Raw genomic sequence first — 26,002 nt, 5'->3', positions numbered from 1 at the left:
CCAGCGTTCAATCTGAGCCATGATCAAACTCTTCAGTTTAAATCATACAGAAGCCGAAGCTTCTAAATCTGCTCAAGACAAAACTCAATGTTCGACGAGTCACTGTCTTGGTATTTCATGTCCGAAATACCTCAGCCAGCGCCCACACGAATTACTTAGTTAACTTTTTAAAGAGCTGGGCCGTTGCCCGATCAAGGCCGCGTATTCTACAGAGATCCGCGACCTTGTCAACCGTTTGTTTTCGCCGTTTTCGCTACTCTGAAAACCACCGAAACCTTCCGGCTTCCTTCTCAAGGAGGAGGCGCATTCTACAGCAACCCGACCCCTTGTCAACCGCTGAACTAAAGTTTCTTTTAATTCAAAAAACTCAGTACTTTCAGTCGGTTATCTTTCGATTTCTGGCCCGCCTCAGCGGCTTGCCCCTCGAAAGAGATGCGCATTCTACAGACCTCAGCGAGGCTGTCAACGGCTTTTCAAAATGAATTTCAAAAAGCCGTTTTCCGCACTTACAGATGGACGTCTACCGCCCCTGAAGCCCGACACGCTTTTTCACGCGCCGAATCGATGCTCTCAGCCTTGGCAAGCGCCACGCCCATTCTGCGGCGCCCCTTAAGCTCCGGTTTTCCAAACAACCTGAGCTGCACATCGGGCTCCGCCAACGCCTTCTCCAACCCAGAGAAACTCACGGCCTCAGAATCCCCTTCCGGGAGAATGACTGATGACGCCGCAGCGCCCAGCTGGCGAATAGCCGGCACAGGAAGGCCCAGAATGGCACGGGCATGCAGGGCAAACTCGGAAAGATCCTGAGAAACCAGGGTCACCAGGCCAGTATCGTGAGGCCGTGGCGACACTTCAGAGAAGTACACATCATCCCCTTTAATGAACAACTCAACGCCATAGACGCCGTAGCCACCCAGACTCTCGGTCACCGCCTCCGCAATTTCCCGGGAACGGGCCAGCGCCTTTTCCGACATAGGCTGCGGCTGCCAGGACTCACGATAGTCGCCATCTTCCTGCCGATGACCAATAGGAGCGCAAAAGCTCACCCCACCCGCGTGCCGTACCGTCAGCAAGGTGATCTCATAATCGAAATCGACAAACCCCTCGACGATAACCCGACCTTTACCGGCCCGCCCGCCGGACTGCGCATATTCCCACGCAGCCTCCACTTCATCTTGCGAACAAACGGTGCTTTGCCCCTTACCGGATGAACTCATCACCGGCTTCACTACCAGCGGCATACCAACTTCACTCACTGCCTCACGAAACGCCTCTGCAGAATCGGCAAAGCGATACGGAGAGGTCGGCAGATTCAGCTCTTCAGCCGCAAGACGGCGAATGCCTTCCCGGTTCATGGTCAGATTAACCGCGCGGGCGGTGGGTACAATGCGATACCCCTCCTCTTCCAACTTGACCAGCTCTGGCGTGGCGATTGCCTCAATTTCCGGGACGACAAGATCAGGACGTTCAAGCTCAATGATTCGCCGCAGCTCCGCTGCATCAAGCATATCGATAACATGACTGCGATGAGCAACCTGCATAGCTGGCGCATTGGCGTAACGGTCCGCAGCGATCACCTCTACACCCAGTCGCTGCAGCTCAATCACTACTTCTTTACCCAGTTCGCCAGCACCACACAGCAAAACCCGGTACGCCCCTTCCTTAAGGGGCGTACCCAGGCTGACCGATACATTATTTGTCACGTCGTTATCTCCAGTCATTATGTTCTTACGTCTTTTACCCGGACCGGTGTCGTCAGAGCAAAGAACCCCTTTCGCGCTCTGCAACCTTCTTCAGAACGTCCCGACGCTCGTCATTGGTCATTTGGGTCCAGCGCATGATTTCGTCCCCACTTCGATGACAACCAATGCAGACATCATTGGCATCCAGGGCACACACACTCACACAAGGAGAGCGTACCTTGTCAGAAACCAACATTTCAGCGCTCCACCCGCTTGAGACCCATCAGATAACGCGCAGCATTTTCCACATAATGGCCTGCGCTCAGCTCCAGCATTTTCTTCTGGCCATCGCTTAATTCCTTCTTAACCTTACCCGGTGAACCAATCACCAGTGAACCGTCCGGAATGACCATGCCCTCGGGAATAAGCGTATTGGCTCCGATCAGGCAGTGCTTGCCAATCTTCGCGCCATTGAGCACCACTGCATTGATACCAATCAGAGAGTAATCCCCAACGTCGCAACCATGGAGCATGGCCTTGTGACCAACCGTCACGCCGCGCCCAAGCGTCAGCCTGACACCAGAATCCGTATGCAACACCGAGCCATCCTGCACGTTGCTTTCAGGCCCAATAGTAATCAGGTCATTGTCGCCGCGAATAACCACGTTAAACCAGACACTGCTGTGCGCTTCCAACACAACACTTCCAATAACTGTCGCATTGTCGGCAACAAATTGCCCTTCGCCACGAAATTCAGGGCTTCGATCAGGCAGCTCATACAGCATAGACATTCTCCTCAGGCCACGGGCGGCTCCAGCAAATCAATGCTGGCATCGTACACAGCATTGAGAAAATCGACCAGCACCACCGCAGACAGGCCCCAGATCTCGTAGCGGCCCCAACGGTAACACGGTATATGGTAGGTTTGATCCAGAAAGGGAATGGTGTCCGTCCGCTCCCGCGGATCCGTCAGGAAAAACTCGATGGGCACCCGAAAGATACTTTCAATCTCATCAGGATTGGCCGCGAGCGAAATGTCATGCGGAACCAACCCAACGTAGGGCGTCACCAGTATTCCATAACGGGACATCACCTGACTCAGTGGTGCAATGATCTCCACCTGCCCAGGTTCCAGGCCGATTTCTTCATGACTTTCCCTGAGCGCCGTTTCAACCAGAGTGCGATCGGACAGATCACGCTTGCCACCAGGGAATGCAACCTGACCGCTATGGACACTGAGATTGGGCGACCGAAGCGTAAAGACAATCTCAGGATTACCGGGGGCATCGGTCACCGGCAGCAGGATCCCCGCCTCCGGATAATCGAGCGCCAATTGCCGGGGCGCATAGTTCGCCAGCCGCCGGGTTAACAGTTCACGCAAATCACAACTCCAACTAACAACACTGGATAGGGTGAGACAGATCAAAGCCAGCCAGATAAACTGACTCCTAAACTACAGAGTATACGAGGAACTCCATGAAATACTGCAGCAGTTGCGGCCACTCGGTCGAACACCGGGTCCCGGAAGGTGATAACCGACACCGGTATGTATGCCCGAACTGCGACACGATACATTACCAGAATCCCCGCATCGTTGCGGGAACGGTCCCGGTCTGGGAGGGCAAGATCCTGCTATGCCGGCGCGCCATTGAGCCACGCTATGGCTACTGGACCTTGCCCGCAGGATTCATGGAGAATTCAGAAACCACCAATGAGGCAGCAGCAAGGGAAACCTGGGAAGAGGCACTGGCTGAGGTCAGTATCGAGGGCCTTTACACCATCATTCACGTACCCCACATCGACCAGGTCCATATGTTTTACCGCGCCACCCTGACAAACGGCTCGTTTGGCGCCGGCGAGGAGTCCCTGGAAAGCCAGCTTTTCAGTATTGATGAAATCCCCTGGGATGAACTGTCGTTCCCAACCGTCAAGCGGACGCTGGAGTACTTTATTGCAGATCAGAAGGAAAGCCACTTCCCGCTTCACGTCAGTGATATTCGGTTTCAGCCTTCCCGGGATAAACGCTAAGCCAATCAGAACTCTTCCATCCTGAACACTTCATACGCGGGCTCTTCATAGGGATGCGCTGCCTTTAGCGCATCCAGAGCCCGATGAATCAGACGGTCTTCACACACCAGCTCAACCTTGTATTCCTCAACCACATGAAGCTCCCCCCGCTCGCCCAGGAACGGCTGACTGCCGTCAAGTGGGCGAAACTGCCCCTGCCCCAGGCATTGCCAGGCACAGGCATCGTAATCACCAATTTTTCCCGCCCCCACCTCAAACAGCGCGCGCTTGGTTTGCTCCAGATGAGATTCAGGCACGAAATAGCACAGCTTATACACAACCGCCTCCCAGGACCTTGACCAAATCCTCTGACCAACTTCGGGTGAACAATTTTTGGTCAGATTAACCATTTAGAAACTTACCCACAGATTCTGTGGATAACTCTGGGGAAAGTTTTTGGGAATCCCTCCCAAGAGCGCATGATTACTGCGTTCTGGACAAATTGGCGACAAATTCGCCTTTTAATATATTTACTTTTATTTCAACAACTTACGAAAGTCGAGCAAAAATTATGCGAAAAAATGAAGTGCTGTTCAGTCTTCATACAGACAAGCACCAGGAATGTGCATAAAACCGATTAGTCAAGAGAAAATTCCCGATGCCTGATGATTTTTTGATCTATTTTTTGACGCCTGAATTTATATTTTTGCGCCAAAAACTCGACCTTAATGTACAGGCCTTCGATCACAATACGGCAGTGATACAGCCGGTAACAAATCACGTTACGACTCACCACAAAAAAACCGGTCATGGACTGCTTCGCTTTGAGGCAGCCCATGACCGGTTTTAGTTCACCGCTCGGGGTTTAGTCAAACAACCGGCGAGCGTTACGGAACATCCGCATCCACGGCGCATCTTCCGTCCAACCCTGTGGACGCCAGGAAAGCTGCGCAGCACGGAAGACCCGCTCAGGGTGCGGCATCATGATCGTTACCCGACCGTCACTGGTTGTCACCCCGGTAATACCAGCCTCAGAGCCATTGGGGTTAAACGGATAGCGCTCGGTCACCTGGCCGTGGTTGTTAACGTATCGCAACGCTACAAGGCCGGCATCAGCCAACTGAGCAGCGGACCCAGTGCCACCAAACTCCACTCGCCCTTCACCGTGAGCAACCGCGATAGGCATACGGGATCCGGCCATACCATCAAGGAATGCCGATTTCGAAGGTGCCACCTCAACCATGACCAGACGCGCCTCAAACTGCTCCGACTGGTTACGGACAAACCGGGGCCAGCCTTCACTGCCCGGAATCAGTTCGTGGAGATTCGACAGCATCTGACAGCCGTTACATACCCCCAGCGACAAGGTGTCCTGGCGCTCAAAGAACGCCGCGAACTGGTCGCGCACACGCTCATTGAACAGAATAGACTTGGCCCAGCCTTCACCTGCACCCAACACGTCTCCGTAAGAGAAGCCACCACAGGCAACCAGGGTACTGAAACCTTCCAGGCTGACGCGCCCTGAGAGCATATCGCTCATGTGCACATCAACGGCTTCAAAGCCGGCACGATCAAAGGCCGCAGCCATTTCAACCTGCCCGTTGACGCCCTGCTCGCGCAGCACCGCCACACGGGGACGAACACCGGTAGCAATGTACGGAGCGGCAACATCTTCGTTCAGATCAAAGGTCAACTCCGCCTGCAGGCCGGGATCGCTGGCATCGAGGATGTTGTCAAACTCTTCCGCCGCACACTCGGCGTTATCACGCAGCGACTGGACCTGATAGCTGGTTTCGGACCATAGCCGCTGCAGATCAGCTCGAGCCTCATCGATGACATCCTCTCCAGCAAAGGAGAAGCGGACACGATCGTCGGCGTTCAGGGTTCCGATAACCGAGGTGTGCTCACCCAGGCCAGCTCCGGAGAACTGCTGCAACACAAACTCAGTGTCTTCGCGACGAACCTGGATCACCGCCCCCAGTTCCTCGTTGAACATTTCACGGGCAAACTGGCTCGCATGTTCAGCCAGGCCATCAAGCTTGACGTCAACGCCAGTGTGACCAGCAAACGCCATTTCGGCCAAGGTAACAAACATGCCGCCGTCAGAACGGTCATGATAGGCCAGGAGCTTGTCGTCACTGTTCAGGCCCTGAATCACCGCAAAGAAGGCCTTGATGTCCTCAGGGTCATCCAGGTCTGGTGCTACCGCACCCACCTGACGATAGACCTGGGCAAGGGCAGAGCCCCCCAGTCGATTCTGGCCGGCTGCCAGATCCACCAGGATCAGGTCGGTTTCACCCGCATCAGTCCGTAGTTCCGGCGTCAGGGTCTTACGAACATCGGTAACCGGAGAGAAACCGCTGATGACCAGTGACAACGGAGCAGTCACACTCTTCTGCTCGCCGTTATCCTCTTCCCAGACGGTCTTCATGGACATGGAGTCCTTACCCACGGGAATGGTAATCCCCAGCTGCGGGCACAACTCCATACCAACGGCCTTTACGGTCTCGTAAAGGTTTTCATCTTCACCCGGATGACCCGCCGCGGCCATCCAGTTCGCCGACAGACGGATATTGGACAGTTTTTCAATCGATGCAGCAGCCAGATTGGTGATGACTTCACCGACCGCCATGCGACCAGAGGCAGGTGCATCAATGGTGGCTACCGGTGTGCGCTCGCCCATGGCCATGGCTTCGCCGGTGTGCACATCGAATGAAGCTGCGGTAACGGCCACATCACTGACCGGAACCTGCCAGGGACCGACCATCTGATCCCGCGCCACCAGACCGGTGATCGTGCGGTCGCCAATGGTGATCAGGAAGCTTTTGCTGCCGACAGACGGCAGGCGAAGCACCCGGCGAATCGCATCCTTGACGTCAATCTGGGTGCTGTCAAAGATGGGTTTGGTGAACGAAGAACGCGCCACGCTGCGATGCATCTTCGGCGGCTTGCCAAACAACACGTCCATCGGCAGGTCCACTGCCCGGTCGTTGAAATAGGAATCCGCCAGCTCCAGATGCATTTCCTCGGTGGCTTCGCCAATGACGGCATAAGGGCAACGCTCGCGACGGCAAATTTCGTCAAAGCGCTTGAGATTCTGTGGTGCCACTGCGAGCACATAACGCTCCTGGGACTCGTTACACCAGATCTCCAGCGGCGACATGCCAGGTTCATCGTTCGGAATTTCCCGCAGCTCGAACTTGCCACCACGCCCACCATCCTTGACCAGCTCAGGCATGGCATTGGACAGGCCGCCAGCGCCTACGTCATGGATGAAGCTGACAGGGTTGCTGTCACCCATCTGCCAGCAACGGTCAATGACCTCCTGACAACGGCGTTCCATTTCCGGGTTATCACGCTGCACGGAAGCAAAGTCGAGGTTTTCATGGCTTGAGCCTGAATCCATGGACGAGGCCGCGCCGCCTCCGAGACCGATCAACATGGAAGGACCGCCCAGCACAATCAGCTTGGCACCAACAGGAATGCTGCCCTTTTCGACGTGCTCCGCCCGGATATTACCCAGACCACCGGCAATCATGATCGGCTTATGGTAGCCGCGAACTTCCTCACCGGTGGGTCCGGCAACGCTCTCCTCGAAGGTACGGAAATAGCCCGCAAGGTTCGGTCGGCCGAATTCGTTGTTAAAAGCAGCGCCACCAATCGGCCCTTCAATCATGATGTCGAGGGCCGAGGCAATCCGTTCCGGCTTGCCGTATCCGCCTTCCCAGGGCTGCTCATCACCCGGGATATTGAGGTTGGACACGGTAAAGCCGGTCAGGCCCGCTTTGGGCTTGGAGCCACGCCCAGTCGCGCCCTCATCACGAATCTCACCACCGGAGCCCGTTGCCGCGCCGGCGAACGGAGAAATGGCGGTCGGGTGGTTGTGTGTTTCCACCTTCATGAGGATGTGGATGTCTTCCTCATTGTATTCGTAGACACCGCTGTCCGGATTCGGGAAGAACCGCCCGCCGCGACTCCCCTCAATAACCGAGGCGTTATCCTTGTAGGCGGACAGCACGCCTTCACTGTTCATCTCGAAGGTGTTACGGATCATCGCAAACAGCGATTTTTCCTGGGCTTCGCCATCAATGTCCCAGGAAGCGTTGAAAATCTTGTGTCGGCAATGTTCGGAGTTCGCCTGGGCAAACATCATCAGCTCGACATCTGTCGGGTCCCGCTCAAGACCTTTAAAGGCGTTGACCAGATAATCGATCTCATCTTCAGCCAGTGCCAGGCCCAGAGTGCGGTTGGCATCTTCCAGCGCCTTGCGCCCGCCGGCAAGAATGGCGACTTTGTTCAGCGGTCGCGGCTCTTCCCGATTGAACAGCAGTTCTGCACCACCCATTTCATGGAACACCTTCTGGGTCATCCGGTCATGGAGAAGTGCCGCGATCTGTTCACGCTGATCAAGCCCGAGCTTTTCCGATGCGGCCACATAATAAGCGCAGCCACGTTCAATGCGACGAATCTGCTTAAGACCACAGTTACGGGCAATGTCTGTCGCCTTACTGGACCAGGGAGACAGGGTGCCCGGACGGGGAACCACCAGGAAGAGAATGCCCTCAGGTTGCTCCGCCGGCACACTGGGGCCGTAGGTAAGCAGGCGGTCGAGGACCTGCTGCTCCATCGGCGCCAGGGCGTCGTCGATATCGCAAAAGTGCATGAACTCAGCATAAACGCGCTCAACCTCAGGCACGATGGCCTGAATCTGGGCAAGCAACTTCTGAGAACGGAAGGGCGAGAGCGCAGGAGCGCCGCGAAGTTCCAGCATGGTCTAAACCTGTACACGCTAATCTGGGAATCAGGAACGTCCTGGCAATGGCAAACGTCGCCGGGACCGGTTTGATCTGAACGGGCGCAATGATACTGGAAAGCGACGGAGGGATACAGAGACGAAAGCCCGACAATCCAACCTGACTTCCTGTGGATTTCCACCATGCCGGTCAGTTCGAACTAGCAAAATGGCCTATAGACCCCCATCACGGTTCAAACGATCATGTCGCCGACCCGATCTGGCAACGGGCCAGACCTGTAACAAGGGCTGTACAGACACGTCCGGACGGTCATGAAAGCCACAGCACAAGCTGTACAAGGATTATACAGTTGACAGAGTTTTGCATAGTTTTCGAACAGTAAGATTGACCTGGCGCACAGAACTGGGGGATCATTTCAATGGGCATGGAAAGCCTGACCCGCGTTCTGTCAGAGCCCACTCAACAAGCCAAGCTATTGTTATAAAGGGAAAAGATAGCAAGGGCATGAGTGACGAACCCTCGGAACCGCTGTACGGGAGACTAAGGATTTGGCGATGATTTCTCTTATGCCACAACTGAAACACTTCCGCACAGGCGCTTGCTGGCTGGCAATCGCCAGTGTTGTCATGATCACCTCTGGCTGCTCCAGGCCGTCAACCCTGGAAGAGATTCGCTCGGAAGGCGTTCTTCACGTCATTACCCGCAACGCCCCCTCCGTCTATTACGAACACAGGGATGGCCCTGCCGGTTTCGAGTATGAACTCGCCAAAAGTTTCGCCGACTCACTCGGCGTAGAACTGAGAGTCAGGGTCGCCGAAGACAATACCGAAATCCTGTCGGTCCTGGACCGCAATTACGCCCATATCGGACTTGCCGGACTGACCGACGCCCCCGAGTACGACAATCGTTTCCGCACCGTTCCCATTGGACTGAAGTCGCAATCGGTTGTCATCTATAATCGGGATATGGCGAAGCCAGAGAACATTGAGGATCTGGTGGACACCCCCATTCATGTTATTGCCAACAGCAGCCACATCCGTTACCTCCAGGAGTTGCAGGCTGAGCACCCGGATCTGACATGGCAGCAGCACGCAGAACTTGATGCGGCGGGGCTGCTCAAGCGGATAGAGTCGGGCGAGCTGCAAGTGGCGGTTGTTGCGTCCAATGAGTTGGCCATCAACCACGTCTATTTTCCGGCGGTCAAGGAAGCTTTCACCCTTAATGACCCTGCCCGCCTGGTCTGGCTGCTGCCTATTGAACAGGACGATACGCTCTACGAAGCGGCTCAGGGCTTTTTTAGCGTGCTGGAGGCAGATGGAACGCTGGACCAGCTCAAGGAACGCTATTACGGCCATCTTGACCGGCTTAACTACGTCGGCGCGCGCACCTTCGTCCATCACGTCCGCAACCGGCTACCGAGATACGAAGACCTGTTTCGCGACCATGCCCAGAAAAATGGCCTCGATTGGCGCCTGCTGGCGGCCATTGGTTATCAGGAGTCCCATTGGCGACCCAACGCGGTCTCGCCGACCGGTGTCCGGGGCATGATGATGCTGACCCTGAATACCGCCGACTATGTCGGGATCGACAACCGCCTGGATCCCGCGCAGAGCGTGGACGGTGGTGCCCGTTATTTCAGCATGGTACACGAACGGATCCCTGAGCGTATTCCCGAACCGGACCGTACCTGGTTTGCACTGGCTTCCTATAACGTTGGTTATGGCCATCTGGAAGATGCCCGCCGACTCACCGAAGCTGCCGGCAAGAATCCGGATCGCTGGATGGACGTGAAGGAGTTTCTGCCCTTGCTGGCGCAGAAAGAGTGGTACACCAAAACCCGGTTTGGCTACGCCCGGGGTCATGAACCCGTCATTTATGTACAGAACATTCGACGATATTATGATGTTCTGGCCTGGATGAAAGATCCGACCCAGGCGAGTGAGCAGGTTGCCAGCCAGGAACTGCCGGACCTGACAGACGATGTCCTTACCGAGCCACCCCTCGGAAGTGACGAACGGTCTGTCCTGCCCCGGGACCTGGGACTGACCCCACCGACGCTTTAGCGAAATAGCGGGCAATGCAGGGAGCGGCCGAACAGGCGCTTACCCTTGCTGCCCTGCTTCCTCCTGACTTTTCACGTCCAGGGCGTGCTCCACCTGCTCGGCACTGAATCCCCTCTGCCCCAGAAACCGGGCCTGTTTCGCCCTCGCAGTCCAGTCGTCCCTCAGGTCGGCCAACCCGAACCGGCGTTCGCGCGCCAGCAGTGCGATTTCGCACCATTGCCGATCCGTGATCGCTGCCAGACTCTCCGGTACAAAACGGATCCCTTTCTGCTGCAATTCAGCACGAATGCGCAGCGGGCCATAGCGTAAGTTGATCCGGTTGCGGGCATAGATATCGGCAAAGCGCTCATCGCTCAGCCAGCCCTGCTCCTCGAAGTCATCCAGCACCCGATCGATCAGGGCGGCGTCCAGCTTCCGCTGCCGAAGCTTGAGCTCCAGCTCAAAACGACTATGTTCCCTTCTTGCAAGCAGGCGCAGCGCCACTGATCTTGCCTGCTGCTCAGGATCCTGGTTGTGACGATCTCTTGCCAATTGACTCTTCCCGCTGGTGCCTTCCAAACGCTAGACTATGTTCCCTCGAGGCGGAACAACCAAATTCAGACTTCGCCCAACCTCTGCCCGGCTGCCGGTGTTACCGGCTGGCCGATGTGTGGTACCGGCCCACTGTGCCGGATACCAGGACCTCGTTTCAATACTGAAGGATACGTTCATGGCTGCATTCATCCGGAAACTGTTCAAGAACCGCAAAGCCCAACCGGCTCCGGAGCCAAAACCCCAGGCCCCGATCGCTGAAGCCCGGGACCGGCAGGATGAGCTGAAATCCGAGCAGGACAGTATCCTCAAAGGCCAGCCAACACTGGCGCAACTGGAACAGTTATCCATTGATGGTGTGACCGCTGATATTCGTCAGCGGGCCGCGAGCACCATTGATGACCGCGACACCCTAAACCGGGTCCAGAAAGCGAGCAAAGGCAAAGACAAGGGCGTTTACCAACTGGTACGCAACAAGCTTCAGGAAATCAAGCAGGCGGAAGCCGCCCTCAGCCAGACCCGGGAACGCATTCAGGCGCTGATCCGACAGGCCGAGGAGCAGGCACGCAGCGAAGATACCAATCTCTACGAAGCCCGCTTCGAAGCCCTGCTGAAGCAATGGGAACAGATTGAAGCCCAGGCATCCGCCGAGCAGGCATCGGCCTTCCTTAACGCCTGTAGCGGCTGCCGCGAGCGCATCCAGACATTCGCGGCCGCAGCCGCTGAGCAACAACGCCACGCAAACCAGTCCCAGCAGCGCGCCAGCACGATCGAACTGCTTGAGGCAACCCTTGACGACCTTAAGGACTCCGCCGCCCACGCCCTGCCCTCCCTATCAGCCGTGGACGCGCTGCAGAAAACCCAGGAAATCCGCTGGCTCGAAGCCACCCGGGATACCCAAGTCCAGAAATCCGAGCAAAAGCAGTACGAAACCGCCATGCAGGCCCTGAAAGCCTTTCTTGTTGCAGCGCGTCGTTTTTCCACCGCCACCGCATCCCTGCAGGCACTGCTCGACCAGGTCTCCGACAACACCCTGGCTGAGCCTCAGCTGACTGAGGCGAAGACCCTACTGGGCGATATTGCCTGGCCACCCGGTTTTGCCGTACCAGAGCAACTGCGCCAGCTGAACACTCTGATCAAAACCCCGGCGGCGCGACCGGACAAGCCCCTTGATGACGAGCAGCAAAAACAGAATGCCAGGGCCTTCAGCGACACGCTGGATCAGCTCGAACAGGCCCTGGAAGCCCGCCAGCTCAAAGAGTCCCGGCAGTTATTCAAAAAAGCACAGCAGCTGCAAAAGGCCCTGAACAAGGCGAATGCCCGTTCCCATCAGGCCCGCCTGCAACTGCTCGGAGGCCAGCTGCGCGAACTCAACGACTGGCAAGGCTTCGCCACCGGCCCCAAGCAATTGGCCCTGTGCGAGCAGATGGAATACCTCGCAGACCAACCGATGGACCCCGAGGCCAAAGCAGAGCGCATCAAAGAACTGCAGAATGAATGGCGGGAACTCGGCGGCTCTTCCGACCGCACGCTCTGGGATCGCTTCAAGAAGGCCTCCGACGCCGCCTACGAGCCTTGCAAGGCTTACTTCGCGGCGAAATCCGGGCTCAAGCAAACCAACCTGGACAAGCGCAGTACGATTTGTGACGAACTGGAAACTTTCCTCAACAACACTGACCTGTCCCGTTCTGACTGGAAAGCGATCGACCAGATCCTGAGAACGGCACGGGCCGAATGGAAGGCGGCCTGGCCGGTGGAATTCCGTGACAACCGTACCGTACAGAAGCGCTTCGACGCTTTGCTCAAGCGCCTGGAATCACCACTAAACGCGGAACGTGAGAAAAATGAGCAGCTGAAACAGGCCATTGTCGAACGGGCCCAGGCCCTGAAAGAGCTGGAGCCACTGGCCGAGGCCATGAACCAGGCCAAAGCGCTGCAGGGCGAATGGCAAGCCATCGGCATCACCCGTCACCGCGAAGACCGAAAATTGTGGCGGGCCTTCCGTCAGGCCTGCGATGCCGTTTTCGATCGTCGTGAGGCCGAGCGTTCCGCACACCAGCAGGAAACCGAAGCCGCCGACCAGCGTCTGCGGGATGCCCTGGCCCAGACCAGCAGGCTCACCGACCAGAGTGTCACCGGGGACGCTCTGGCGCAGGCGCTTGAGGAGCTGAATAAGCTGAGTCAGCAACCGGCTTCTCGACCGATGTCTGACCAACTGGCCGCAGAACGTTCGCGGCTGAAAGCCTTGCAGGCACTGCAAGTCCAGGCGGATCGCATTGCCAGCTGGCATCAGTACATCGATGCCTGCCTGGACAACTCCGCCATGCCCACCCTTCCCGAAGCCTGGAACCGTCGTTCGCAAGCACTCGCGGAACTGTCCGCTCGGGAACTGGTGGTTCGCGCCGAGATCCTCTCGGAAATCCCATCCCCGGAGCACGATCAGGCCCTGCGCATGGAAATCCAGGTACAACGTCTGTCTGACGGACTCGGCGGCGGAAATACCGGGGGCAATTCCCGCGATCAGCTGGAATCCCTGGTCGCACACTGGTGCATCGGCCTTGATCAGAGCGACCGGGCCGCTGACATGGCAGAACGGCTGAAGCTCGCGCTTAACGCCTCAATCAGTTAATCGCGATCACTCCCGTGAGTGAGACCCCACAAAAGCCCGGGCTTCAGCGACAGCGACCCGGGCTTTTTCTTTCATTTCCTCCAATTCCTGATCCGCCAGGTAGAAGCTCATATCGATGGCGAACCGGTAATAGCGGGATGGCAGTCTGTTCAGGGCAACGCACATCACGTCTGCCAGAAAATCCTCGGCGTCCCCTTCTGTGCGGCTGGCCTCAACGGCTTCCGCTACCAACCGCTCATAATAATTATCGATCGCATTTAATAACGACATGCACGCCTCCGGCTGACTGTCCAATAAAAAACCTGACTGATGCCTACAACCATAGTTGCCACCACCGAGGTTGTCATGAGCGCTTTCGCCAATTGAATTGGCAGCCGGCGTCATTACCCGAAGCGGGAACGACAGGCTAAGGTAAGCTGTCGAATCATTTGGGGAATGGCCGGCCTGTTATCGTTCGCCATACCCCAGCAAACAACAATCAGACCCGAGGACAGACCATGAGCACCGAGGCCTATATCTTCGATGCAGTGCGCACCCCAAGAGGCCGTGGCAAGAAAGACGGCTCCCTGCACAGCGTTAAACCCATCACCCTGATGACCACCGTGCTCAAGGCGCTGCAGGAAAGGAACAACTTGGATACGTCCCAGGTTGACGACATTGTTATGGGCTGCGTTACCGCCGTAGGCGATCAGGGTGCCGATATTGCAAAGACTGCGGCGCTGGCTGCAGACTGGGACGAAGTGGTGGCCGGCGTCACCCTCAACCGTTTCTGTGCCTCCGGCCTGGAAGCCGTTAACCTGGCCGCCATGAAGGTTCGTTCAGGCTGGGAAGATCTGGTGGTTGCCGGTGGCGTTGAAGCCATGTCCCGGGTTGCCATGGGTTCCGACGGGGGTGCCTGGGCCATGGACCCTGCTACCAACCTGCACACCGGGTTCATGCCCCAGGGCATTGGTGCCGACCTGATCGCCACCATCGAGGGATTCAGCCGCGAGGATGTTGACCAATTTGCCGTCAACTCCCAGAAGAAGGCCGCCAATGCCTGGGAGAACGGCTATTTCAAACGCTCCGTTGTCCCTGTCAAAGATCAGAATGGCGTCACCATCCTCGATCGGGACGAACATGTCCGTGGCAACACGACCCTGGAATCCCTGGGCCAACTCAGACCGTCGTTCCAGATGATGGGTGAAATGGGCTTTGACGGCGTCGCCCGGGAAAAGTACCACTACGTGGAAAAGATCAACCACGTTCACCACGCCGGTAACTCCTCCGGTATCGTCGACGGTGCCACGGCCATGCTGATCGGCAGCGAAGCCAAGGGCAAAGCGCTTGGCCTGACTCCGCGAGCACGCATCGTTGCCACCGCAGTCACCAGTACCGATCCGACCATCATGCTGACCGGTCCGGCCCCCGCAGCCCGTAAGGCCCTCGAAAAAGCAGGCCTGAGCGTTGACCAGATCGACCTGTTTGAAGTCAACGAAGCCTTCGCCTCAGTGGTGATGCGATTCCAGAAAGAACTCTCCGTGCCCGACGACAAAGTCAACGTCAATGGCGGTGCCATTGCCCTCGGCCACCCCCTCGGTGCCACCGGAGCAATGATTGTCGGCACCCTGCTCGATGAGCTGGAACGTCGCGAACTGCGCTACGGCCTGGCCACCCTCTGTGTGGGTGGCGGTATGGGAATTGCGACCATCATTGAACGCTGCTGAGCCGACACCTGAGGAGAACCGATTATGACTGCTATTCGTTACGAACTGGGTGCCGACCAGATTCTCACCCTGACCATCGACATGCCGGGGCAATCAGCCAACACCATGAATTCGGTGTTCCGCGATGCCCTCGACGCCACGGTCGAAAAAGTTACCGCCGACCTCGACACGGTTCGCGGCATCATCATTGCCTCTGCCAAGAAAACCTTCTTCGCCGGTGGCGACCTCAACGAACTCCACAAAGTCACCCGCGATGACGCCAAGGCGTTTGAAGACATGGTTAATGGCCTCAAGGCCGCCATGCGTAAATTGGAAACCTGCGGCAAGCCGGTTGTGGCAGCCATTAACGGCTCCGCACTTGGCGGCGGCCTGGAACTCTGCCTGGCCTGCCACCACCGGGTGGTTCTCGACGACGACAAGATTCAACTCGGTCTGCCGGAAGTCACCCTTGGCCTGCTGCCTGGTGGCGGCGGCACCCAGCGCCTGCCGCGAATGATCGGGCTGGAAGCGGCGTTCCCGTTCCTGATGGAAGGCAAAAAGGTCAACCCGAAAGCCGCACTCAAGGCCGGCATCGTGGATGAACTCGCCAGCTCGGCTGATGACCTGATCGGAAAGGCTCGGGCGTTTATCGAAGCCAACCCTGGCTGCCAACAGCCATGGGACAAGAAAGGCTTCAAGCTCCCCGGTGGCGCCCCCCACCATCCGGCGATGGCACAAAAGCTGGCCATTGCTCCGGCCATGCTGAAGCAGAAAACCAAAGGCTGCTATCCCGCCCCAGAGCGGATCCTCTCCGCCGCGGTTGAGGGCTGCCAGGTAGACTTTGACAACGGCAGTCTGATCGAAACCCGCTACTTCACCGAGCTGGTTATCGGTCAGGTCGCCAAGAACATGACCGGTACCTTCTGGTTCCAGCTCAATGCCATCAAGGCCGGCGGCAGCCGACCCCAAGGCGTTGACCGGGCGAGCTTCAGCAAGGTTGGTGTACTCGGCGCTGGAATGATGGGGGCGGGGATCGCCTACGCCACTGCTGCCCGTGGTATCGACGTGGTTCTGAAAGACGTGTCAGTGGAGAACGCCGAGAAAGGAAAGGGCTATTCTGCCAACCTGCTGAGCAAGAAAGTCAGCCGTAAGCGCATGACCGAAGAGCAGAAGGACACCGTACTCAACCGCATCAAAGCCACCGATTCCGCGGATGACCTGGCCGGCTGTGATCTGGTGATTGAGGCGGTGTTCGAAGACAGCAACCTGAAAGCCCGGGTAACCCAGGAAGCCGAGCCGAAACTGGTGGGCAACGGCATCTTTGCGTCCAATACCTCCACAATTCCCATCACCCAATTGGCAAATGCCTCCGCCAGAGCAGAGAATTTCATCGGCCTGCATTTCTTCTCCCCGGTGGACAAGATGCAACTGGTGGAAATCATCGTCGGCGAGAAGACCTCGGACGAGACCCTGGCGCGGGCCTTTGACTATGTGCTGCAGATTGGCAAGATCCCCATTGTCGTCAACGACAGCCGTGGCTTCTTCACCTCCCGGGTCTTCGGCACTTTCGTCAATGAAGGCATCGCCATGCTGGCAGAAGGCATCCACCCTACCAGCATCGAAAATGCCGGCGTCTTGGCCGGTATGCCAGTCGGTCCCCTGGCCATTTCCGATGAAGTCAGCCTGACCCTGATGCAGCACATCCGGGCGCAGAGCAGAAAAGACACAGAAGCCGCCGGCGGCACATGGGTTCCGCACCCGGCGGAAGCTGTGATTGACACCATGGTTGAAACACAGGGGCGCAAGGGCAAGGCCGCAGGCGCCGGTTTCTACGAATATCCGCAGCAAGGCAAGAAGTTCTTGTGGCCGGAGCTGGAGACGCTGTTCGTCGACCAGGAGAAAGCCACGGCAACCCGGCTGCAGGATCTGAAAGACCGCATTCTGTTCATTCAGGCGATCGAAACCGTGCGGTGCCTGGAGGAAGGCGTTCTGCGCTCGATCGAAGACGCCAACATCGGCAGCATCTTCGGCATTGGCTATGCCCCATGGACCGGCGGCGCCGTCCAGTTCATCAATCACTATGGCGTGCGGGCATTCGCCACTCGCGCCGCCGAACTGGCCAAGCAGTATGGCAGCCGGTTCACCCCTCCCGCGCTGCTGCTGGAGAAAGCCGAGTCCAACACGCCCTTCGCGTAATCCATCGCCCGGAAAGGCCTTCAGTCCTTTCCGGGCACCCTTCCCCTTGAGATCTACTCCGCAGCCCCAACCATTATCGTAAGGGATTGATAACAATCCGTTGCACGTGGCCATATGATGGACATATTGTCACATTGCGATACCAGCGAACTGTGGCAACGGATCAACCGCTTGCCTACAATGAATTGAATACGGGAGTCTCTGAATAGGCCCCGTCCTGTCCGTACGTTCCCTTCTGGGGCGGCACAGATCTGGGCCCATTCAGAGGTTTCCGGTCTATCTGACGTGACCCCCATTTGTTCCATGATTCAGACTTTGATGGCCGGGTTGCGAAATACAGCATCAGGTAATGATAATTATGAACATTGCGGAACGATTCAGACTTACTGCAGGCCGTCACAGGGCCGGACGGCGGCTCAGCACTCTTGGCTGCGCCATGGCTGCGGCCTTGCTGGCCAGCCCCCTGGTGCTGCAGGCCAGCATTGAACGGGAAGCCGCCTATGAGCCGGTGACACCTACCGTCGACCAGGCCCGGGCCAACATCCTGATCGCCCGCCAGTTGCAGTTTACCCACTTCCGCGATCTGTCCATTGATGATGCCCTTTCCAGCCAGGTCTTCGACGCCTATCTGGACTACCTCGACGGACAACGGGTTTACCTGACCCAAGAAGACCTTGCAGACTTCGAACCGCTGCGTGATCGTCTCGGCTCAGCATTAAAAACCGGTCAGCTGCAGCCCGGCTTCAGCATTTACAACGCTGTTCAGCAACGGATCATTGAACGCCTGGAGTATGCCCTGACCGTCATCGACGGAGGCCTTGATCAACTCGACTTCAACACGGGCGAGTTATTGCTGCTGGACCGCTCGGATGCAGAATGGGTGGCCAACCAGGAAGAACTCAATGAACTGTGGACCCGCCGTATCAAGAACGCCGTTCTGGCCCAGCGCCTCAATGGTACCGACGACGAAACCATTACTGACACCCTGCGCAGACGTTACCAGAGCCAGCTCAACCGCACCGCTCAGGTTCGCAGTGAAGATGCCTTCCAGGCCTATATGAATGCCTTTACCGGCATCTGGGATCCGCATACCTCGTATTTTTCGCCGCGCACGTCGGAAAACTTCAATATCAATATGAGTCTGTCCCTGGAAGGGATTGGCGCAGTGCTGCAGTCTGATAACGAGTACACCAAGGTGGTTCGACTCGTACCGGGTGGCCCGGCGTCCAAGCAGGGTCAGCTTCAGCCGGCCGACCGCATTGTTTCGGTCACCCAGGAAGACGAAGCCACCCCGGTGAACGTCATTGGCTGGCGCCTGGATGAGGTGGTTGACCTGATCCGCGGCCCCCGTGAATCTGTAGTAACCCTTGAAGTCATTCCCGCCAACGCCAGCGATGAATCGGTGACCCGCACCATCGCCATCAAGCGAGACCAGGTCAAGCTTGAGGAGCAAAGTGCCAGCAGCGAGATCATCGAACTGGAGCGGGACAACGGCAGCTATCGTGTCGGCGTGATCACCATCCCGACCTTTTACGCCGACTTCCGCGCCATGCAGCAGGGCGATCCGAATTACAAGAGCACCACCCGCGACGTTCGCAAGCTGATTGATGAGCTTGAGAAACAGGGCATCCATGGCCTGGTTGTAGATCTGCGCAACAATGGCGGCGGGGCGCTTCATGAAGCCAACGATCTGGTCGGTCTGTTTATTGACGAAGGCCCCACCGTGCAAATCCGCAACTCAGCCAACGATGTCCAGGTGCTCACTGATCAGGACCCTTCGGTCGCCTATGACGGCCCGCTGGTAGTGATGGTTAATCGCATGAGTGCGTCAGCATCAGAAATCTTTGCCGGGGCCATCCAGGATTACGGTCGTGGCCTGGTGGTCGGAGCACAGACCTTCGGTAAGGGCACCGTGCAAGCGGTTCGTCCGCTCAACCATGGCCAGCTCAAAATCACCCAGTCCAAGTTTTACCGGGTGTCCGGTGGCTCCACCCAGCACAAGGGGGTTATGCCGGATATTGTGATTCCGTCCCGGGTCGACAATACCCGCATTGGCGAGGATGCGCTTGAGCATGCCCTGCCCTGGGATCAGATCGAAGCCGTACCCCACAACCGCTATTACGACTTCAGCAGCATCATTGATCAGCTGCGTGAAAATCACGATATCCGTTTCGCCAGTAACCCGGAATTCCAGCTGTTGCAGCAGGAAATCGATTTTCTCGAAGAGCAGCGTCAGCAGACTTCCGTCAGCCTGAATGCCGATATTCGCCGTCAGGAGCTGGATAGAATCGAAAGCACCCGCCTGGCAATCGCCAATGCCCGTCGTGAAATTCGTGGAGAGTTACCGTTCGCAACCCTGGAAGAGCTGGAAGACTGGCAGGACCTTCAGGCCGCCGATCCTGACAAGCAGGACGACGAGCTGGACTTTATTGTCCGCGAAGGTGGCTACATCATGGCGGACATGCTCGAACTTGACCGCCGCATGGCCTCCATTGAAACCGTCGGTACCATGGCGGCCCAAGCCAACTAAACGTGGAAGCCTGAATGGCCAAAGACGACAAGCAGCGTGCCCAGGCCCTGCAGGACATGATGATGGATGCCATGCATGCCATGGCATTCATGGATCAGGTCCACAGTATCGATGACGACGAGCAGGCACAGAGCCCGACTTCAGGCCAGCGCCACCGGGACCTGGATCGCGACGGATCTTTGATCGACCGCATTGCCGGCCTTACCGGTTCAGCCATGCGATTTGCCTCCCGCTCTACCGATGCCTCGCTGAAGGTCGGGCGGGCGTTAATGAAATCACAGGATCAACTGAGGATGATGCTGGCGGCCGGCCGGTCACTGAGCGATATCCGCCAGGTACTTGGGCTGACCTTGAGCGAGATGAGCGAAGCGCTCAATCTGCAAGATAAGTCCATCCTCGAGGCCATCGAAAACGGCACTTCTACCCTGTCCTTTGAACTGATTCTGCGGCTGGCGGCTCTGGTTGCCCGCAACGATCCAATCCCGTTCATCCTGCGCACCGCCCGCAACTACAACCCTGAAGTCTGGCAAATCCTGAACAACTGGGGGGTAGGCAGACTTCCTCTGCAGTTCGAGCGGGAACGGGAATTCATCAATATATTCCGCCGCCACGACGATGCCCGCACCCTGTCAGACGACGGCTTTCGCAAGGTCCTGGATTTCACACGCCGGAGTTTCGAGATGTCGTTGCATTTTATTGAACAGCAGGAGCTTGAGACTGAGCGGCTCCGGGCGGAACTGGAGGCGCTGAAAGCCGGCACAGACAAACCGGACCCCCAGCCCCCCAGAAAAGCCGGCAAGCATCCGGATCAGGGCTGACCGAACACCTGAGCCATTGTTTCGGCACTGGGTTGCTCAATCACCCCCTGCTCAGTCACGATGGCGTCGATCAGCTCCGCCGGGGTCACATCAAACACCGGGTTAAAGACGTCCACCGATTGCGGTGCCAACACCGCCCCTCCGACCTGGCGGACTTCCGTACCTTCGCGCTCTTCAATGGGGATGGCCGCGCCGGAAGCCATCTTCATGTCTACGGTGCTTGATGGCGCCACCACCATGAATCGGATCCCGTGGTGACGAGCCAGTACCGCCAGGCTGTAGGTACCGATCTTGTTGGCGACGTCGCCATTGGCGGTAATCCTGTCGGCGCCGACGATCACCCAACGCACGTCCCCCCTGGCCATGATCCAGGCCGCTGCGCCGTCTGCGTTCAGGGTCACCGGAATGCCTTCCCGACTGAGTTCCCAGGCGGTCAGACGACTACCCTGAAGCCAGGGCCTGGTTTCATCGGCATAGACCCTTTGCAGACGCCCGGTCTCATGCAAACGCCGGATCACGCCGAGGGCGGTGCCATACCCTCCGGTAGCCAGGGCACCGGTGTTGCAGTGAGTAAGCACCGAAAACGGTGCCTCATCTGTCATAACAGACAGGGCATGGTCCGCCATGGCCAGATTGGCGGCCAGATCTTCCGCATGGATGGCCTCCGCAGCTTTGGCCAGTTGCTCCCGAGCCTCTTCCAGCGTGCTGCAAGCTTCAGCAACGGCTTCCATTCGTCTGAGAGCCCAGAACAGGTTGACCGCGGTCGGTCTCGACGCGGCCAGTATCGCAACCGCCTCTGCTAACGGTTCCCGCCACTGTTCTTCTTCAATAGCCCGAGCCGCCAGAGCAACCCCATAAGCGGCACTGATTCCGATGGCCGGGGCCCCTCTGACCACCATATCGCGAATGCAGCTGGCCACCTCCGCGGCCTCGGTCAGTGCCAGCCACTGTTCATCGGCCGGCAACAAACGTTGATCCAGCAATTCCAGCTGATGACCATGCCAGCGGATGGCCACAGTGCCAATCGTGCGCTGGTCTGCCTGATCGTTAGCGTTTGGGGAGATATCAGTCATTGAGGGAGCTCCACTAATGGATTGAATGTAGATGGCATGCGTGTAGAAAGTGCGTCAGTATATCCGTTTTGTCCCCCTTAGGGTGGTGACTCCAACTGCCGCTCGTTATACTTTCCGCCACATCATCAAACGCACCACAGCGGGCACCGGAAACGGATCAACCCGTGTGCAGCCAGGCACCACAGCAAGGGGACCCATGACAGCAGATACCATTGTGGCAGCAGACCTTCGCATCAATGCCCGTTGGGTAATTCCCATCGAGCCTGCAGGGGTCGTTCTTGAAGATCACGCGGTGCTGGTTCAGGGCGAGCGGATTGCGGCCGTACTGCCCCGGTCAGAGGCGGACAAACAGGTTCGCGCCCGGGAAGTCATCGACCTGCCCCACCATGCGGTGATGCCCGGACTGATAAACATGCATGGCCATGCCGCCATGTCCCTGTTCCGCGGTATGGCGGATGATCTGCCGTTAATGACCTGGCTGAATGATCACATCTGGCCTGCCGAAGGCAAGTTCGTCAGCGATGCCTTTACCGTCGATGGCACCCGGCTGGCCATTGCTGAAATGCTACGCACCGGCACCACCACGTTCTCCGATATGTACTTTTTTCCGGAGGTGGCTGCCGAGGTCGCCCACGATATTGGTATTCGCGCCCAGATCTGTTTCCCTGTGCTCGACTTTCCCACCATGTGGGGATCCGGCCCCGATGAGTATCTGAGCAAAGGCCAGGCACTGATCGAGCGCTGGCAGGGCAATAGCCTGATTACCGCAGGCATTGGTCCACATGCACCCTACACCGTATCGGATGAACCGCTGGTACGGATTCAGGAGCTGGCCGCTAAAACCGGTGCGCCTATCCAGATTCACCTCCACGAGACCGCCTTTGAAGTGACCGAGGCGCTGGAGAAAACCGGTAAACGGCCAAGCGAACGACTGGCGGACCTTGGACTGCTGGGACCCGGCACCCAGTGTGTGCACATGACTCAGGTGGACGACACCGACATTGAGCTGCTCCAGCGAAGCGGAGCCCATGTTATCCATTGCCCGGAATCAAACCTCAAACTGGCCAGCGGGCTGTGCCCGGTGGATCGTCTGCTGACGAGTGGCGTCAATGTCGCCATCGGAACCGATGGCGCCGCCAGTAACAACGACCTCGACCTGTTCGGCGAGCTCAAATCCGCCGCCATGATTGGCAAGGTTGTCGCAGAGAACGCCGCCGCCCTGTCGGCCCACAATGCCCTCGCCATGGCCACCATCAATGGCGCCCGTGCCCTGGGCCGGGATCATGAGCTTGGCTCTCTGGTCGCCGGTAAGTTCGCCGACATCATTGCTGTCGATCTGAGTGACCCGTTCCTGCAACCGGTCTACGACCCCGCGTCTCACCTGGTTTACAGCAGCCACAGCCGCCAGGTCAGCCACAGCTGGATCGCCGGTGTGCCCCAGGTTCAGGAAGGGGCTCTCACCCGCATCGACGTCCCGGACCTGATGCTGAAGGTCCAGAGTTGGGCTGAACGTATTCGTCAGTCTTCAGGCGAATAAGTCCTGTAACCGGATTTGCCGAACCTCATCATCGGAATCAAGCTATGAACAATCAGAATGTAGACCAGAACGAAGTCGCCAAATTTGAGGCACTGGCCAGTCGCTGGTGGGACCCGACCAGCGAATTCAAGCCCTTGCACGAGATCAACCCGCTGCGACTGAACTACATCGATGAAAAATCCTCCCTCGCAGGCAAACGGGTGCTTGATGTTGGCTGTGGCGGCGGCCTGGTATCGGAAGGCATGGCCCAGCGTGGTGCCCATGTTACCGGTATCGATATGGGCGAAGCGCCACTGTCGGTGGCCAAGCTCCACGGCCTGGAAAGCGGTATCAAGGTGGATTATCGCCAGACCACGGTTGAAGCTCTGGCAGCAGATCCCGAGCACGCCGGTCAATACGATGTGGTGACTTGCCTGGAGATGCTCGAACACGTACCTGACCCCGCGTCGGTCATCAGGGCCTGTGCCGCCATGCTCAAGCCCGGTGGCCATCTGTTTGTGTCGACCATCAACCGGAATCCCAAGTCGTTCCTGTTCGCGATTGTCGGTGCCGAATATGTTCTGGGCATGCTGCCCAAGGGCACCCATGAATGGAAAAAATTCATTCGCCCCTCTGAGATGTCGGATTACCTGCGCCAGGCTGACTTGGAAATCCGTGATTTGACCGGCATGACCTACAATCCCATCACCAAAATCTACCGCCTGGGCCGGGATGTGGACGTCAACTACATGATGCACGCCGTGGATGGCCGGGGCGACGCGTGAGCACTCTGCAGCAGAAGCCGTCTACGGTACTGTTTGACCTGGATGGCACCCTGATCGACACGGCACCGGACTTTATCCGCTGTCTAAACGCATTGCGTCAGCAGTGCGGCCTTGCCGCACTGCCTGCAGAACAGATCCGTCGCTCCGTTTCCAACGGTGCCCGGGCGATGATAGAGATAGGCTTCGGTCTGACCCCGGATGACCGCGATTATCTGGAGCGCCACAGCGCGTTTCTGGATCTTTATGAAGCCGGCGTGGCTGAGGAAACGGTGCTGTTTCCCGGCATTGCCGAGCTGCTGGACTGGCTGGAGCAGCAAGAGATTCCCTGGGGCATTGTTACCAACAAGCCCGAGCGGTTTACCGCGCCTTTGCTTGCAGCGCTGGCACTGGACAGCCGCTGCGCCGCCATCATCTGTCCTGACCATGTATCCCAGCGCAAGCCCCACCCGGAATCGCTGCTACTGGCCTGTAAGCAGATTGGCGCAGACCCCGCCAGCGGCATCTATGTCGGCGACCATCGCCGCGATATCGAGGCTGGCCACAATGCCGGTATGAAAACCATTGCCGTACGCTATGGATACATAGAGCACCCGGAAGAGGTCGACCAGTGGCAGGCCGACCTGATCGCCGAAACCGTCCGCGATCTGACAAACCTGATACAATACCGCTGATTTTTCTGAACCCGACGACGACCCCAACCGGAGACCCTTTATGCAAGACTACCAAGCACCGGCCGATTTGCTGAAAGACCGCGTGATTCTGGTAACCGGCGCCGGCAGCGGCATTGGCCGGGCAGCCGCCCTTGCCTACGCAGCCCATGGCGCTACGGTCATCCTGTTGGGTCGGACCACCGCCAAGCTGGAAGAGCTGTACGACGAGATTGAAGCCGCAGGCTATCCCCAGCCAGCGATCGTACCGATGAACCTCGAAGGCGCGGCGGTGAAAGAATACGAAGAGATGGCCATGACCATTGAGGAAACCTTTGGCCGGCTGGACGGTATTCTTCACAATGCGGCCATTCTCGGGGCCCGCAGCCCGGTTGAACTTTACGACCCTGAGACCTGGAACAAGGTCATGCAAGTCAATGCCACGGCCCCGTTCCTGCTGACCAGGGCGCTGATCCCGCTGCTGCGCAAGTCCGATGGTGCGTCGGTGATCTTTACCTCTTCGGGCGTAGGCCGCCGGGCCAAGGCCTACTGGGGAGCCTATGCCGTGTCGAAGTTTGCCATTGAAGGGCTGAGCCAACTGCTGGCCGATGAGCTGGACGACGAGCGCCATAACGTGCGCGTCAACAGCCTCAACCCGGGCGCTACCCGCACCAACATGCGCTCCCATGCCTATCCTGCAGAAAACCCGATGCAAAATCCTGCTCCGGAAGAGCTGATGCCCATTTACCTTTACCTGATGGGCCCGGACAGCAACGGCGTAAACGGCCAACAGCTGGATGCCCAGCCAAAGCCCCAAAGCAAGTAGGCACAGGCGCGATGGAACTGGTTTTCTACACAACGGCACAGTGCCACCTGTGCGATCTGGCAGAGGCCCTGCTGATCAACACGCCCATGCCCGCCCCGATCCCGGTTGATGCAGTCGACATCGCCCAGTCCGAAGCGCTGGTGGCCGAATACGGTACCCGTATTCCGGTACTGCGCCGGAATGACACCGGTGCTGAGCTTGACTGGCCCTTTGATCGTGACCAACTGCTGACCTTCCTGAGTTAGCTTTACCTGGCCCGC

General features: G+C 57.7%; 21 protein-coding genes. 12 read left to right on the top strand and 9 right to left on the bottom strand.

What is annotated here, in order from left to right; all coding sequences use genetic code 11:
• Positions 1-506: 506 nt before the first annotated feature.
• From purT to BLV11_RS17585, 4 genes are read right to left on the bottom strand one after another with little or no spacing between them, the layout of a single operon-like run.
• Positions 507-1,703, bottom strand: a complete 1,197-nt coding sequence (purT, locus tag BLV11_RS17600; protein WP_425433841.1) for a formate-dependent phosphoribosylglycinamide formyltransferase — start codon at positions 1,701-1,703, stop codon at positions 507-509.
• Between the two features lie 52 nt (positions 1,704-1,755).
• On the bottom strand, positions 1,756-1,938 hold the full coding sequence (locus tag BLV11_RS17595) for a DUF1289 domain-containing protein (RefSeq protein WP_091817632.1): 183 nt from the start codon (positions 1,936-1,938) through the stop codon (positions 1,756-1,758).
• A 1-nt stretch (position 1,939) separates the two neighbouring features.
• Positions 1,940-2,467, bottom strand: coding sequence for a gamma carbonic anhydrase family protein (locus tag BLV11_RS17590; protein ID WP_091817629.1), 528 nt, complete (start codon positions 2,465-2,467; stop codon positions 1,940-1,942).
• 11 nt (positions 2,468-2,478) lie between these two features.
• Positions 2,479-3,063: an NUDIX hydrolase gene (locus BLV11_RS17585; RefSeq protein WP_091817625.1), complete on the bottom strand. Its 585-nt coding sequence runs from the start codon at positions 3,061-3,063 to the stop codon at positions 2,479-2,481.
• A 95-nt stretch (positions 3,064-3,158) separates the two neighbouring features.
• On the opposite strand from BLV11_RS17585, the gene BLV11_RS17580 reads away from it, so the two are divergent.
• Positions 3,159-3,710: an NUDIX hydrolase gene (locus BLV11_RS17580; protein ID WP_091817621.1), complete on the top strand. Its 552-nt coding sequence runs from the start codon at positions 3,159-3,161 to the stop codon at positions 3,708-3,710.
• Positions 3,711-3,715: 5 nt separating this feature from the next.
• Here the strand turns inward: BLV11_RS17580 and BLV11_RS17575 are convergent, their stop codons facing one another.
• Together BLV11_RS17575 and purL are read right to left on the bottom strand one after the other, a co-directional pair.
• On the bottom strand, positions 3,716-4,027 hold the full coding sequence (locus tag BLV11_RS17575) for a YqfO family protein (RefSeq protein WP_091817617.1): 312 nt from the start codon (positions 4,025-4,027) through the stop codon (positions 3,716-3,718).
• Between the two features lie 527 nt (positions 4,028-4,554).
• Positions 4,555-8,460, bottom strand: a complete 3,906-nt coding sequence (gene purL, locus BLV11_RS17565; protein WP_091817609.1) for a phosphoribosylformylglycinamidine synthase — start codon at positions 8,458-8,460, stop codon at positions 4,555-4,557.
• A gap of 549 nt (positions 8,461-9,009) precedes the next feature.
• Here purL and mltF point away from each other — a divergent pair.
• Positions 9,010-10,506: a membrane-bound lytic murein transglycosylase MltF gene (gene mltF, locus BLV11_RS17560; RefSeq protein WP_175528378.1), complete on the top strand. Its 1,497-nt coding sequence runs from the start codon at positions 9,010-9,012 to the stop codon at positions 10,504-10,506.
• Positions 10,507-10,545: 39 nt separating this feature from the next.
• Here mltF and BLV11_RS17555 read toward each other — a convergent pair whose 3' ends face one another.
• A complete protein-coding gene (locus tag BLV11_RS17555) occupies positions 10,546-11,037 on the bottom strand; it encodes a regulatory protein RecX (protein WP_091817602.1) in 492 nt (163 codons plus the stop codon).
• A 178-nt stretch (positions 11,038-11,215) separates the two neighbouring features.
• Here BLV11_RS17555 and BLV11_RS17550 point away from each other — a divergent pair, with 178 nt between their 5' ends.
• Positions 11,216-13,666, top strand: a complete 2,451-nt coding sequence (locus BLV11_RS17550) for a DUF349 domain-containing protein (protein WP_091817597.1) — start codon at positions 11,216-11,218, stop codon at positions 13,664-13,666.
• Positions 13,667-13,672: 6 nt separating this feature from the next.
• Here BLV11_RS17550 and BLV11_RS17545 read toward each other — a convergent pair whose 3' ends face one another.
• The gene (locus BLV11_RS17545) at positions 13,673-13,936 is read right to left on the bottom strand and encodes a late competence development ComFB family protein (RefSeq protein ID WP_091817593.1); all 264 of its coding nucleotides are present in this window, start codon (positions 13,934-13,936) and stop codon (positions 13,673-13,675) included.
• A gap of 227 nt (positions 13,937-14,163) precedes the next feature.
• Here BLV11_RS17545 and BLV11_RS17540 point away from each other — a divergent pair, with 227 nt between their 5' ends.
• From BLV11_RS17540 to BLV11_RS17525, 4 genes are all read left to right on the top strand, one after another.
• Complete coding sequence (locus BLV11_RS17540) at positions 14,164-15,372, top strand: acetyl-CoA C-acetyltransferase (protein ID WP_091817589.1); 1,209 nt, start codon at positions 14,164-14,166, stop codon at positions 15,370-15,372.
• Between the two features lie 24 nt (positions 15,373-15,396).
• On the top strand, positions 15,397-17,547 hold the full coding sequence (locus BLV11_RS17535; RefSeq protein WP_091817586.1) for a 3-hydroxyacyl-CoA dehydrogenase NAD-binding domain-containing protein: 2,151 nt from the start codon (positions 15,397-15,399) through the stop codon (positions 17,545-17,547).
• A 358-nt stretch (positions 17,548-17,905) separates the two neighbouring features.
• Positions 17,906-20,077 carry a carboxy terminal-processing peptidase gene (locus tag BLV11_RS17530; protein ID WP_091817583.1) on the top strand — a complete coding sequence of 724 codons (2,172 nt, stop codon included), beginning with the start codon at positions 17,906-17,908 and terminating at the stop codon, positions 20,075-20,077.
• 14 nt (positions 20,078-20,091) lie between these two features.
• Positions 20,092-20,895 carry a helix-turn-helix domain-containing protein gene (locus tag BLV11_RS17525; protein WP_091817580.1) on the top strand — a complete coding sequence of 268 codons (804 nt, stop codon included), beginning with the start codon at positions 20,092-20,094 and terminating at the stop codon, positions 20,893-20,895.
• Here BLV11_RS17525 and mtnA read toward each other — a convergent pair.
• Positions 20,886-21,968, bottom strand: coding sequence for an S-methyl-5-thioribose-1-phosphate isomerase (gene mtnA / locus BLV11_RS17520; RefSeq protein ID WP_091817577.1), 1,083 nt, complete (start codon positions 21,966-21,968; stop codon positions 20,886-20,888). The two genes, BLV11_RS17525 and mtnA, sit on opposite strands and share 10 nt — an antisense overlap.
• A gap of 196 nt (positions 21,969-22,164) precedes the next feature.
• Here mtnA and BLV11_RS17515 point away from each other — a divergent pair, with 196 nt between their 5' ends.
• The 5 genes from BLV11_RS17515 to BLV11_RS17495 are packed head-to-tail and all read left to right on the top strand — an operon-like array spanning position 22,165 to position 25,987.
• A complete protein-coding gene (locus tag BLV11_RS17515; RefSeq protein WP_091817574.1) occupies positions 22,165-23,505 on the top strand; it encodes a TRZ/ATZ family hydrolase in 1,341 nt (446 codons plus the stop codon).
• Positions 23,506-23,549: 44 nt separating this feature from the next.
• Positions 23,550-24,269: a bifunctional 2-polyprenyl-6-hydroxyphenol methylase/3-demethylubiquinol 3-O-methyltransferase UbiG gene (gene ubiG, locus BLV11_RS17510; RefSeq protein ID WP_091817571.1), complete on the top strand. Its 720-nt coding sequence runs from the start codon at positions 23,550-23,552 to the stop codon at positions 24,267-24,269.
• A complete protein-coding gene (locus BLV11_RS17505; protein ID WP_091817569.1) occupies positions 24,266-24,940 on the top strand; it encodes an HAD-IA family hydrolase in 675 nt (224 codons plus the stop codon). Before ubiG ends, BLV11_RS17505 begins: the two co-directional genes overlap by 4 nt.
• Before the next feature lie 40 nt (positions 24,941-24,980).
• Positions 24,981-25,742 carry a YciK family oxidoreductase gene (locus BLV11_RS17500; protein ID WP_091817566.1) on the top strand — a complete coding sequence of 254 codons (762 nt, stop codon included), beginning with the start codon at positions 24,981-24,983 and terminating at the stop codon, positions 25,740-25,742.
• A gap of 11 nt (positions 25,743-25,753) precedes the next feature.
• Entirely contained in the window at positions 25,754-25,987 is a 234-nt protein-coding gene (locus BLV11_RS17495) for a glutaredoxin family protein (RefSeq protein ID WP_091817563.1), read from the top strand.
• Positions 25,988-26,002: the final 15 nt, after the last annotated feature.

The organism is Marinobacter mobilis, from assembly GCF_900106945.1.
GTDB classification, from domain to species: Bacteria; Pseudomonadota; Gammaproteobacteria; order Pseudomonadales; family Oleiphilaceae; genus Marinobacter; species Marinobacter mobilis.
This window is presented reverse-complemented; position numbering and strand designations above follow the sequence as displayed.